Here is a 12,286-nt window from a genome sequence, read left to right as displayed (position 1 = left end):
GAGGCGGACAGATGGCCAGACAGGTGCGTTGGTCATGGCGCGCGGTAATGGTTGCGGTGATCGCAACTGCTGCGGTTACGTGGCTGGCGGCCGTCGTTATCGCCGACGTTCGCCGAGCCCCTGACGCGGATTGCCTCGCCGTCGACCCCACCGTGATGGACCTGATCGCAAGTAGGCCGGTACTGACACCGATCGAGCCGATTGACGCGGTTGCTGTCCACGACCCCTGGACTCGCAGTACCGGATCCGTGCCGTTCGATAACTACTACGCGGTCGCCATGGAGTTCAGAAGAAGCGACGGCTCGATCTCCCACGGAGTGTGGGGATTAGGCGCAGGCCCGGCGCCAGCGGAGGGCCAAGCGCTGACGGCGAATGCAGACAGTGTCCTCGGGGCACCGCTCGTCAGTGTGGATCAATCAGCCCAGCAGAGCACTGTCTGGCCGGACACGGCGATGTTCTTCCCGAAGACGCCAACGCCGTCGAAGAAGCCAGCCAATGTCTGACTACTTCCTCATGACGCCTACCCGCCGCGGAGCGGATAACCGGTCGTCGATCGATCAGCGGTAGAGATCTCGCTAATTCTTCCAGTAGATCCCGTCGGCATCAGGATGCCCTTGAGGCCAGCTGAGTGGAGTAAATATCTCGTCGTACCAGACGCCGGCAACAGTCTCCGGATCGTCGACGTTCCCGAAGCCGCGACGAATAGTGGGCAGATGCTCATGTAGCCCAAGGAGCCGTGAGTTGTAGGGCGGGTCGTGCGACCACGCTCGGACGACAACGGTCAGTTGGTCGATACCCAGCGCGAGTGTGTGAACCTCCCAGGCGCGTGAACCAGGGGTGCGGGTAGTGACCCTCCGCGCCAACGCCGACAGGAACCGCAGCTCCCAGTCTCTCTGATTCGCGTCCCCATGGCGTTTCGCCTCAGCGAAGGCGGCGTCATCGTATCCGACTCCCTGCGGTACGTCGCCTCCCGTCTGTTCCATGAACCCAAGTTTGCACCGCAACCGTCTCTGCTGTCGGTTCTTGCGATCCGCGACCCCAATAGAGGAACCTGCACCGGGACGAAGTGGCGTCCGCCGAACCTCGACGGAAGTCAGGGGCAATCACTTCTGCGCTCGTAATGCACCCAGTCTCCGTGGTGCGCAAAAACGACCCAGGATGCTCCCTCCCAATCGACGACTCGTTCAGTCCGCATGTACACGCAGCGCCCATGGTTACGGATCTGTTCGACCGGCTGGTCAGGAGAACACATCAGATGGCCGCTATAGGGGCCCATCTCTCGTTCGTCAACATCGAGGTAAGTCCCATCGAGATTGCCGCCCTCGAATGTGCACCGCATATACCGACCTTATGGAGCGACCAGCCAGAAATGCCAGCTCGCGCGTGCGTGTGTTCGGCACTTGTATTGCCGGAGATCCGGCGTGGCTGCGCTCACCGCGACCAGCTCTCCGTCCGGAACAGGTCCGCCCTCGTGCCGGAAGCGGATCCGCGTTCGGGACGAGCGTCGACCGTTGCGGGTCCTTGCAGTGAATCTGCTCGGTACTGTCGATATCCATCTGCGATGAGGGCTTGGAGGTCGCGTTGTCGGTTCGAGGGATTGTTCGAGTTTGGCACGGCGAATGGGGAGTTCTTGACGCTACCGAGACACCGGGCGGGTGCTGGGTCGAGGCCGACGAGATACTAGATATGGAAGGCACTCCCGAGCTGATACCTGGCGAGTATGTCGATTTCGAGTGGGACGACATATCTGCCTCACCGCAACACAGTCTCACGTACCGAGCCCGCGATGTTCGCCCAGTGGACTTCGAGACGGAGCTCGATGACGAGGAGCGCGACCTGCTCGACCGTGAGGAGCCCGTCATCGACGGAGATCCCCCGCAAACGATCGAAGACATCGTTCGCGACTCACTGGAAGGCCAAGATCCAAAGGCCAAGCTTCAGCCAATAGACGGCCTGGCAGTCAAGTTCGGCGACGACCGCGTCAGCGACGACAAAGAACTGAACGCTCTGATACAAACATCTGCGCAGACCGAGGAACTTGCCGAGGCCGAATGGGTGGCCCATGGGTTTGCCCCGGTCGCACATATCCCAGGAGCCGATCAGCTTCTCGCCTACGACGCAGATCTGATGCGGAGAATCATCGACATGGATGAGCCAACGCAACGGAAGGCCGCCCGCTGGTGTGCCATTCGCGCGTACGAATACGCCGGCCTCGCTGACCGCGAATGGGTCGCTCCAGCACTGACCGCACTTGGTAGCGACCAACCGCCACCTTCCCCGTTCGATGACATCCAGCACGTCTCCACCAGGTGGCAGACCGACCGTCAGAACGACAAGGACGAACCGATCCGACCGCTCCACGAGCTGCGCGGACCGTTCGACCACGGCGGGCAGAACCTCCCCTATCACGCCATCCCGGCCTACTTCAGTGCACTCGACCCGAACCCGCTGGCCGCCGTGATACGCACACTCTCGCACGCATCACACACTTACGGTGCTGACGTCGACCGATTGCACGCCGCATTCAAGGACGAGTACTAGCACGGACGACGTCGGGCGGCCGTCCCGCTGATCGATCGGTGACCGGTCACCCGGGTCACTGGGATATCGCATGCAGACGGTGCCTTCAGGGGTACGAGTACTCGCGTACGAGTTCGGGGTGTTTGGCGCGCAGATACAGGCTGGCGAACTCGTTCCGGTCCGCGGCAATCCACGCCCACCCCCGCCTTTCCCACTTGGCGAGGTCGGCCACGACGTCCGCGACGGTGATCGTGCCGTTCTCACTGTCGCGCAATACGACTGTGGGATCGTCCCAGTCGATGGCCGCCGCTTCGGTATCGAGTGTCCCGTGGGCGGCGATGATGGCGAGGTCCGCGTCCTCCGAGAAGGTCCCGAATTGGACTCGGCGTTGAAAATCGTTGTCCACGACCATGTCGAAGTCGAGGGCAGCGACCAGCCAGTGGAGGGGATGAGCAGGTGCTGCCACCAAGACTGCGGTCACGGGGACTCTCGGATGATGGTCGGATTCCGTCGGTACGGTTCCGACGACGATGGCGATCCGGTTGTCGGCAACGGCGATCGGTGCACCGTCGAGACCGCGGTGGTAGGGCCGATCAACCAGAATGAACTGGTGGTCGTAGCGGCCGGCGAGCAGTTCTTCGAGCAGAGGGCCCGTCGTGTTGCGGGCAATCTGCCACCGGTCGCGTCGAGCGATGGCCTCAATCACACCGCTGACGCATGCAATTAGGACTCCGAGCCCGCTGCCTTGAAAGCGGTTTTCCATCACGATGCCGCGGTCGACGACCCCGTACGGACGATGCTCTGCGTCGATCGGTTGGTCCCGTGCTGGGTGGAGTACGAGCGGAACGGTGTGCGCATTTCATGCCCCAAGTTCTCGGTGAACCGCGACACGAAGGTCGCGGACTCGGGGTCACCTATGGCCCACGGTACCGCAGCGTGACTTGGTCTCAGTGGTGCTGACGTGAGGGCTGCGCGCTTGGGCAGCCGAGGCGACGTTCCGACAAGGGATCTGTGACCGGTCATCGATGCCCAATCGGTGACTGACGGATCATGGCCCCTACGTCTAGGCGCAATTCCTCGTCCACACGATGCAAGTTGCTCATACGATCGAGGCAAGGTACGGGAGGAATTATGAATCAGAACCAACCATTCGTGCTGGAGCTAGCGATGCGCGTCGCACAGTTGCATCGCGCTGGCGAGAGCAGCAAGGCGCTGTGGCTGCGAAAGCAGCGCCAGGCAATGACCATCGACGACGATCAGCTCAAACGGGCACTCGCTGTGCTCTACGGTCTGCCTGACCAGTCACCCGAAGGGATGGAGGACTGGGTACGTGAGCAGTACCTCTCGGACGGAAAGAAGAACGGCTACCTCGTAGACGCCGACGACACATCACCTTTTTGGCTTCTCGCAGCGAAGGCCCACACCCACTACCGCGACCTGAAGCAGCAAGCGAGTTGACCCTCCAAGGAGTCGACCCGATCGAGAGCGCGCGACGTGCCGGAAGCGGATCCGTCTCCGGGCCGCGCTCAGTAACGCGCGGGATTCGGCCCCAGAGTCATTTGCAGAGGTCTCCAATAGTGCACGTGATCGTGCCATCGCCGGGGCTAACCCAGACGGCGCGTCCGTCCCGAACCTCTGGCTTCAGCAACCGAAGCGGGCTGCTGCTCACAACAGGCCAAAACGTGTGCTCATACCCCGTGAACCAGTCCTGAGCCGCTTCGGGCAATTCGTGCCGTGATGGTGACGAGATCGACGTCAACCGGGGTTCCGAAACCATGACTTCCTCCGTGTTCGGTCCCGAGCCCGATGGACCAGCCCCCGAAGATTTTGGTCTCGTCGACTACAAGCCAGCTCATCGCACCGAGCCACTTCAGTTCGTCGTAGCAGCGAGTGTCACGACCCACCGCGTGACATGCCTCCACGAAGTGAAGGGGTGCACCAGTAGCGTCGCCCTCGTCGCCATAGAGTCTCAAGTTCCATGATGGTGTCTCCAACGGATGCAACGGGGGGCGTCGCGAATCTTTCGAAGCCATCCCTCACCCTCCCAATCGGCTGGTGACCGGTCAATAGAGCGGCTTTCACGTCGGCTACCCGCTCCCGGAGTGCATCGGAGACCGGTCATCGATCGATGACCGGTCACCGATCGGCGAAAGGGGACCGCGGGCATTCAGAACAACGAACGAGCCCAACTGACTGACTCGAACAGATCCCGCATGCTGTGTTCCTGGCTGTCACGGGTGCCGGGATCGGACACCCACGTCTTGTACAAACGCGGAGCAGCGCGGTTGATCTGCACCTCCCGCGAGTTGTACGCATCATCCACAGACAGCGGGCCCACTCCCGCAATTTGCCCTGCACACAGAACCGGGTGAAGCAGGCCGTCCGTCACACGGGAAGACAGGAGACGCACCCAAACGTTCATGCCGGCCTCCCGCCGGTCCATCCGCGGCGCCCCGAGAGGATCGAGAATCGCCCATCGACGTTCGGCACGGTTCTCATGGGTAAGACCCGACGTCGCATCGAGAACGATTCGACCGACTCGGGTATCGAGACCGTGGGCGAACTCGATCGGCTCCCGGGCGATGGCCTTGCTGAAGTACTCGAGTTGGTCCAACCCGGAGCGCGGCCCACCTTCTCTGAGGGGGTAGCCGGACAGATCCATCAGAAGGTTGTCGACGGCGTCCCGGAGAAACGGATCCTGACCAGATGGTGTTCGCAGCCGACGTGCCTCGGCGAGGCTGATAACGCCCTGCAGGAGAAGTTTTTCCACCATTCGCTGATCCTCACGCATCAACCAGCTCATGCCACTCCAGCGGGATCGATCTCGGTGCGCGCCCCCATCGCCACAGTGTAAGAGCCAACAGGTATCGGCACTTCCGATAGCCGAACGCCAATCAAGGCACCGGATGAGGATCCGCTTACGGAACGAGGGCGGACTGCCGTCGGCGTGCGCTGGGACGCCACTTCGTCCCGGTGCGGGTTCCGCCTACGGGTCACCCATAAGGAGCGGCTGACTCAACAACCATGTGCCAGCTAAGAGACCTGCGCGAGGACGTCCTCGGAGGCCTGCAGGGCGATGTGCTCCTCAATGAGTACACGGCGGCATCCATCGATCTCGACGAGTACCGGCAACGGTTCGACATCCTCTGGCCCCGCTAGCGTCACTGTCGTGCCGGCCGTGCGGCTCGCGACCGACGAACACTCGGTTGCAGGCGGGAGCGAGAAGAACGTCTGCCCCAGGCTGTCCTGGAGTTCTTCGGCTCCCGTGAAGGTGATACTCCCGTCCGGATCGGTGGTGTAACGACAAACTGCGCTGCCGACCCAGTACTGCTCGGCTACGAGGCGCTGACTACCGATTTCTGGCGTCACCCGACGCGGGCTGCATCCCATCAGCTGTTGCAGCGAATCCGGCGTGTGGCGGACGTAGTGTTCGATCCGATCGACCTGGACTAGTTTTTCGATCTCGCGGAGTCCACCGATCTTGAGGAATCCACAGTCGTCGACAGGGTAGGACGGGCGTAGTGCGCGACCGTGCGCGTCGATCAACCACAAGTCCGGTATCGGTGCCAAACTCGCCGTTCCACAGCTGTTCTGATCCAGACGTTGACCCTCAGACGGGGCATTGAGCTTGTCGATTGCCGCAGCGAAGTCACCCTCCCATCGGTGCTCGGCAAAACTCCCGGTGAGATCAGCGGCGACCGAATTCGCGAGCCATTCGTCGCAGGTGATGGCCGCGACCGGCTCGAAATCCGACGGCACCGTTCCCGAGCGCGGCGCCGGCGCCGGCATCAATTCGGTCGGTGGAGTGAGGCCCAGCAATTCGCTGCCTTGCGGCATTCGACAGACCGCAGCGTCCACGATCTCGGCGGGATCGCGATCAGGGGCTGGTCCGCGGACCAGACTGCATCCGCTCATCAGTGCCGTCAGCGCGACCACTGCGGTGAACAGGCGGCGACGGTCCATCTTGTGCACGCTACCGTCGACGAACATCGCGGACCGCTGCATCCGAGCGCCACCCAACCAGCGCCACAGACCGGCCCGCAAGCGGATCCCTCACCGGATGTATCAAAGCGCGGCGGCCTGCCGCATGCCGCCGCCATTGGGATCATCCTTGGGTTCGTGATCGATCGAGCAGGTCGGCGACATCGAGTGACACCGGCTCGGTCATGGTCTGCTCTGGGATGGCATGCAGACCCCTCGGGGTGGCGGTGACCCACACAGTGTCGACGCCGTCGATGGTGACGTCTGGTTGGGGGTTGCGGATCGGTGTGCTGGAGATCGGCTTCCGGGTGTGAGCGTCGAGGAGAGTGAACAGCCAGTATTGGTGCTCGGTTGTGTAGGTGGGTCGCCCGGTGAGCGGCCACCACCGTCCGAGACCGGTGCCGTCGGGGGGATGTCCGACGATCCACATCATGTCCCCGATCTGCCCGCCGTCCAGCACCCGGTCGGGCAGTGCAGCTGCGTTGACGACGGTGAGGTCGTCAAGCACGCGATAGGCATTGGTGCCGTCGAAGACGGTCGGGGGTGTGCCGGCCAGAAACGGCCGGTACGAGTCCACCGGCGAGTTCAGAGGTGGACCCAGGGTCGTGGTGCCGTGCAGGTCGACCCGAACCAGGCGGGTCGCACCCAGGGCACCGGTGTTCGGGTCGCGCTGGCGGAACAGCAGCAGAAACCCGTCGTCGATGGTGCTCATCGCCTCGAGGTCGCCCCACCCGCTGGCACTGCTCGACACCGGGTCCTGATCCGGTCGGACCAGTAACAGCTCGGCCGCGTTACGGCTCGGCACCGCCACGGCGAGCAGGACCTCGCCGTGGGCGGCGCCGTCGCGGATCGGCGCGTCGCTGACCTTGCTCACGGTGCCGTCCCGGTTGCAGTGGTAGATCCCGTCCCAGCCGCCCACCCAGCACCCGTCCGCGTGTGCCCACAGGTACCGGGTTCGCATGGCCGGTGGGTTGTCGAAGATCTGCCCGGGCAGTGTGTACTCGGTGACGTGGCGGTTGGAGTCGAGGCGGACGACCAGGGGCAGTTCACGATCGACCACCCAGAGGTCAGTGCCGTGCGCAGACACGGCGCCGGGGATCACACTGGGGCGCAGCGGCCGTGGTGGGACGTCGGTCAAGTCCAGATCGACCAGCACCCCCACCTCCCGAATGCCGGCGGTGGGAGTTTCGGGGTCGGCAGGGCGAATGCCATTGGCGAAGAAGCGCGGTGCGGTGGTGACCTCGCGGTAGTGGTGGGTTCCGGGCACGTGCTTCCATTTCGAGTGCGGTGTGTCGGGGTCTCGGTGGTATCGGTCGGCAGCCACCCGAACGCGGGTTACCCGACCGCGGATCCGGCCTGTCGTGGCGTAGGCGAGGTTACCGATCAGACGCCCCGTGACTTCGACCTGACCGAGCACCGGACGGCGGGCGTACCAGGTGGCTGCCCACCCAGCGCCGCGCAACAGCACGGTCCAGTCCCACCACTCCTCACCGGTGCCGGGTCGCTGAAGTGTGGGTTTGCCCGACTGCAGAGGTTCGGCCGAGGCGCGGAGCGTGACGATCGACGGATCGGCGGGATTGGCGGGGAACTCTTGGAAAAGCAGCGGAAACTCGCCGATGATCCCGATTTCCGGTGGTGGTGTTTCGCCGTCCTCGATCGACGTCTCGGTCACCAACACCGGCAGGTGGGTTGGTGGACGCCGCTTCTCGTGATGATCGGTCACTCCGTCAGCTTGCACGAGGCAGTGGTGTTCTCACCGACTTTCGGAGGATGGCGCGTCGGGATGAGCCAACGTACCGATCGTCGTAAATGAGTGCCGGTCAAGGATCCGCATACGGAACGACGGCGGACTGCCGCCGGCCCGCGCTCGAACACCACTTCGTCTCGGTGCAGGTTCGGCTTGGGGAATCGCAAAATGGCCGGCCCGTGGACTGGGATGATTGCGAAATGAGAACCCGCGGAACCGTGCGAAGTTGGGACCGCCAATCGAGGTCGGGCGTAGTGGATTCGTCCCAGACCCCGGGTGGCTGTTGGCTGCCCTCTGCCGCAATCGAGAGCGAAGATGCCTTCGAACTCAATGTCGGCGATCTGATCGACTTCGAGTGGAAGCAATCCGACGCAGAAGCGCCGAAAGACTGGCGGTACCAGGCGACACAGGCGTGGCCTCAACCACAGGTTCCGCGAAAGCCTAAGTGGCTACTCAACCTCAATGCCGACGATGCCACCGACGCACCTCGTCACTTCGTCGAGGCGTGCCATGCAGTCGGTCGGGACACTCAGTGCTTTACCGAGTTCAACAAGTACAGCTCACTCATTTGGACAATCGAAGACACCACGGACGAGATCCCGGCATGGACGATCGGGCTCAATGCCGTCGAGACCCGGGCCAACGGTCCGGACATTCCAAGCGGATTCGGTTTCGGTCTCCCATACGAGACGGACGTCGCGACGGCGACCTCCGTGATTGCCGAGGCAGTCCAGGACTGGCTCTCGGGATACGAGTTCGTTCTGTGGCCCGTGTCGAGCCGGAGCCCCTTTCTGCTTTTCGCACCTGAAGTCCGGGATGGGAACGCCGTCTGGATCGACCGCGCTGCCGGCTCCGTCACTTGCCTGATCGGTGAGCTCTGCGCGTGGCGTGCCTCAGCTCAGGTGACACAGTCGTATAGCAGAGGTGCGCCGTCGAACGCCTGTCGGAGTACCGGATGACGATGGGCTTACGGCACTGGTCATAGACCCGATGGACTCGAGGGCAACGGGTTGATCGTGTCGCTGTCCCAGGTGATTCTCTGATCGGGGGTCGCGGGGAGTGCCTCAAGTGCGTCGTCGGTGAGAACGGTGTCGACGCACTCCGGCGACGCTCCCAGGTAGGTCGTCATGAGGTCGATGTCCGTCGCCACGCACCAGGCGTGGTCGCCGGGCCACCACAGGTGCGCGCTCATCCCTCCCGGGAACTGCTTGTCGGCCCCGAACTGGGTATCTGCCAGGTCGATACTTCCCGAGAAGAGGGCCATGGCTCGGCTGGGCATGGGCAGCCGAGGGTAGTTCGATGGCGCCGTGATGTAGCCGGATCCTTCCCAGTGGGCGAACCAACAGTGGTCGGGTGTGGCTGTGAATCGTCGGAGGATGTCGGCCAGTGCACGTGTTGTGCGCGCGGGCAGCGATCCTCTCACCGGCGAGTCGTGCCACAGACCTTCCTGTTCGCTGGTGTGCCAATCTCCGACGATGGATCCCCATTCCATGACGGGGTGCGCGGTGGTGCCGTTGGCTGCGGCGACGCCTGCCCAGCGCACGATCTAGTCGTCAATGGTGTTCGCGGGGTGGAAGATCCGGGCGTACGCGGGGAACACCGGTGGCACCAACGCGACGACCGTGTGGTCGAAGTTGTGTACGTGTTCGATGATCCAGGTGCCAGCGGTGGTATCGGCGGCCATTCGGAGGCCGCGCTCGGCCCAGTCCTGGCTATCAGTCGTTTCGGGATCCCAGGCCATGGTCCTACTGCACCACATCGCGGAGACCCTTGTACCGACATCACCCACACAGGGCTGACCACCGAAAGGCGATCGTTGAGCGGTCACCGATCGACGACAGCAGCCACTCGATGCCGGTTCGGCTGGAGCCTCACCCGACCGTGTCGGCTGAGGCATTCGCATCGGAGCTCTCGGCGTTGTTGCAGGTCACGCTATCGAGTATGCAGATTGCTGGCTACGCTAAGGGGTATGGAGCACTACGTTCGCAAGGAACCTATCCCGTACGGGTCTGGAGCTGCCCCGGTTCGTTCGGGGAATTGGTTCTGGAGGACCCTCCAAGGATTGGGGTCACGCTTCGGGGGTTGATGCACGACCGGAAGCCGAGTCCCTACTCGTCACTTTCGCCTCGACGCATGGACGGCTCGCATACCGACATCTTTCCCTTCAACAGCAGTGGCGGAGGAGCAGGCGGCGGCGGGGCCGGTTGATACTCCGAAACTATCGGTTGATATGCCACTGGTGCCCGCTTCAGGGGGTGCCGTCACTGTCCTGCACTTCAGATCCGATGCCGCCGCCGGCGGGCGGCGGTGCGTTCTGCAGTAGGCGGTACGTAGCACCACTTTTGAGTTCGGCGGAGGTGAAGGACTGGAGCCCGAAGTTGGTCACGTTAATAGGGCTGGTCACGGTGATGTTGTAGCTTCGCTGGTTCGCGGGGATATCGTCGAAGTGCGCGGTGTAGGTGCATACGCCCATGCCGTCGGGCTTCTGATCGATGGATCCGACTTCCAGTGGCGACCTCGCGGATGCGGAACCAGTGTCTCCGAGGATGACCACTGTGTCGCCCGGGGAGACACGATTGGCTCCGATGGTGCACTCGCCGGTTTCGGCCGATGCCAGGTTGGCTTCGCCGGTGACGGTTACCGTGGCGGCGAAGGTTTCCGGCACGTCGGTTGTGGTCGAGCAGCTCGTCAGGATCAACGCTCCTGCAGCTGCCCCTGCCGCGATCGGACCCAATCTCTGCCTCATATGCAGTCACGATAGACAGTCTGGGTTGGGGCCGTGGTTGGACTCCGATCAGAGTTGCAGGGGAGTCCGTTTGGCCCCCACCTGGAGTTCCGATTGGGGATCCCCTCGCGGAACTGCTGCCGAGGGAGGGCGGTTGTATCAGATGCATCATTGTTGTGCCTGATGTAACACGCGGGGCCACCTCGAATGCAGCGATCCGGTCCCGACTTGGTGGAAGCCACGACCAGCTGAATCGTCAGCTCTGAGCGGATGCGCGATGTTGCAACTACTGCAATGAATCCCATTTGACCCCTTCCGGATCGAGATCGGGTCGTTGGCCCTTGTACGAGGGGTGCCGGAGCCCTCCGGGCCCGTATTCGCGGATATCTATGTCGACCACCACAATCGGGTGGACCCACCGCACTACACCGTGCTGTTCCGCGGCCGCGGACTCAGCGACGATCGGGCTGGTGGGACGTTCGAGGGCAGCCAGTTGCTCACCGAGCTGCCGGCGCCCAGCCTGAGTGAAACCGGTCCCGACGTGCCCTACATACCGGAGTGCGCCCTGGTCGTCGTAGGCGCCGAGCACAAGGGCGCCAACCATGTTGTGCTGCATCCCGCCAGCAGGAATCCACCCGAGAACCACGCAGCTCACCCGGGTACGGATCAACACCTTCCGCCACGCCCGGGTACGCTGACCGGGAAGGTACAGCGACGAAACACGTTTGAACACAGCACCTTCCATAGCCGAGCTGCGAACCGCTTCGAGCATGACCATACCCTCGATGCCTTCCCAATGTGGTGGGATTTGGATCGGGAGGACAGCGCCCTGGAGTTGGTGGCCGAGGTCGGTGAGGGCGGCGCGGCGATCGAGGTACGGGGCACCCATCAGGTCGTCCCCGTCGAGCCGGAGCACATCGAACGGCAGGAAAATGACCGGTACCTGCCGGCGCAGGGCGGTGGTCGGGCGCAGGGTGTTCGCCCGCTTCTGCAGGCGTGCGAACGAAGGCCGACCTTGCGTGAGGGCGACGATTTCACCGTCGAAGACGATGCGCCCGTGACCACCGAATGCCTCGGTCAGCGCCTCGGTCACCTCCGGGTAGGAGGAAGTGACAACGTTGAGGTTGCGGGTCCACAGCACCGGATGCGCGCCGCCACCGACCCCAGCTAATAGGCGGAAGCCGTCGTACTTCATTTCGGCCGCCCAGCCGTCCATTTCCACCGGTGGTTCACCCGGTGTGGCCAGCATCGGCGCGATCAGCCGATTCCCAGCTCCGCTCATCGGACGCTCCCGGTCTGGAGGGACCGCGGTG

The 12,286-nt window shown here is 63.3% G+C and carries 13 protein-coding genes; 4 read left to right on the top strand and 9 right to left on the bottom strand.

Annotated elements, in window-relative coordinates:
• The first annotated feature begins 11 nt into the window (after positions 1-11).
• Positions 12-503 carry a hypothetical protein gene (locus GO592_RS40045; protein WP_157234234.1) on the top strand — a complete coding sequence of 164 codons (492 nt, stop codon included), beginning with the start codon at positions 12-14 and terminating at the stop codon, positions 501-503.
• Positions 504-575: 72 nt separating this feature from the next.
• On the opposite strand, the gene GO592_RS40040 is transcribed toward GO592_RS40045, so the two are convergent.
• Positions 576-983 carry a hypothetical protein gene (locus GO592_RS40040; RefSeq protein ID WP_007297372.1) on the bottom strand — a complete coding sequence of 136 codons (408 nt, stop codon included), beginning with the start codon at positions 981-983 and terminating at the stop codon, positions 576-578.
• Between the two features lie 814 nt (positions 984-1,797).
• On the opposite strand from GO592_RS40040, the gene GO592_RS40035 reads away from it, so the two are divergent.
• Entirely contained in the window at positions 1,798-2,541 is a 744-nt protein-coding gene (locus tag GO592_RS40035) for a hypothetical protein (protein WP_007297371.1), read from the top strand.
• A gap of 85 nt (positions 2,542-2,626) precedes the next feature.
• Here the strand turns inward: GO592_RS40035 and GO592_RS40030 are convergent, their stop codons facing one another.
• Positions 2,627-3,226 (bottom strand): hypothetical protein, encoded by a 600-nt coding sequence (locus GO592_RS40030; RefSeq protein WP_007297370.1) that lies wholly within the window; start codon positions 3,224-3,226, stop codon positions 2,627-2,629.
• A gap of 461 nt (positions 3,227-3,687) precedes the next feature.
• Between GO592_RS40030 and GO592_RS40025 the strand changes: the two genes are divergently transcribed.
• A complete protein-coding gene (locus tag GO592_RS40025; protein WP_237737262.1) occupies positions 3,688-3,978 on the top strand; it encodes a hypothetical protein in 291 nt (96 codons plus the stop codon).
• Between the two features lie 709 nt (positions 3,979-4,687).
• Here GO592_RS40025 and GO592_RS40020 read toward each other — a convergent pair.
• From GO592_RS40020 to GO592_RS40010, 3 genes are all read right to left on the bottom strand, one after another.
• Positions 4,688-5,293, bottom strand: coding sequence for a hypothetical protein (locus GO592_RS40020; RefSeq protein WP_007297367.1), 606 nt, complete (start codon positions 5,291-5,293; stop codon positions 4,688-4,690).
• Between the two features lie 260 nt (positions 5,294-5,553).
• Positions 5,554-6,510: a hypothetical protein gene (locus GO592_RS40015; RefSeq protein WP_157234232.1), complete on the bottom strand. Its 957-nt coding sequence runs from the start codon at positions 6,508-6,510 to the stop codon at positions 5,554-5,556.
• Positions 6,511-6,625: 115 nt separating this feature from the next.
• Positions 6,626-8,224 carry a hypothetical protein gene (locus GO592_RS40010; protein WP_007297365.1) on the bottom strand — a complete coding sequence of 533 codons (1,599 nt, stop codon included), beginning with the start codon at positions 8,222-8,224 and terminating at the stop codon, positions 6,626-6,628.
• A gap of 278 nt (positions 8,225-8,502) precedes the next feature.
• On the opposite strand from GO592_RS40010, the gene GO592_RS40005 reads away from it, so the two are divergent.
• Entirely contained in the window at positions 8,503-9,207 is a 705-nt protein-coding gene (locus GO592_RS40005) for a hypothetical protein (RefSeq protein WP_007297364.1), read from the top strand.
• Between the two features lie 20 nt (positions 9,208-9,227).
• Here GO592_RS40005 and GO592_RS45385 read toward each other — a convergent pair whose 3' ends face one another.
• The 4 genes from GO592_RS45385 to GO592_RS39990 all read right to left on the bottom strand — a co-directional run bounded on the left by GO592_RS45385 (position 9,228) and on the right by GO592_RS39990 (position 12,255).
• Positions 9,228-9,527, bottom strand: a complete 300-nt coding sequence (locus GO592_RS45385) for a hypothetical protein (RefSeq protein WP_237737261.1) — start codon at positions 9,525-9,527, stop codon at positions 9,228-9,230.
• Between the two features lie 267 nt (positions 9,528-9,794).
• Positions 9,795-9,989: a hypothetical protein gene (locus tag GO592_RS45380; protein ID WP_237720417.1), complete on the bottom strand. Its 195-nt coding sequence runs from the start codon at positions 9,987-9,989 to the stop codon at positions 9,795-9,797.
• A gap of 507 nt (positions 9,990-10,496) precedes the next feature.
• Positions 10,497-10,946: a hypothetical protein gene (locus tag GO592_RS39995; RefSeq protein WP_012686996.1), complete on the bottom strand. Its 450-nt coding sequence runs from the start codon at positions 10,944-10,946 to the stop codon at positions 10,497-10,499.
• Positions 10,947-11,259: 313 nt separating this feature from the next.
• Entirely contained in the window at positions 11,260-12,255 is a 996-nt protein-coding gene (locus GO592_RS39990; RefSeq protein ID WP_007297362.1) for an ATP-dependent DNA ligase, read from the bottom strand.
• Positions 12,256-12,286: the final 31 nt, after the last annotated feature.

This window comes from Rhodococcus sp. 21391 (genome assembly GCF_016772255.1).
Lineage (GTDB): Bacteria > Actinomycetota > Actinomycetes > Mycobacteriales > Mycobacteriaceae > Rhodococcus_F > Rhodococcus_F opacus.
This window is presented reverse-complemented; position numbering and strand designations above follow the sequence as displayed.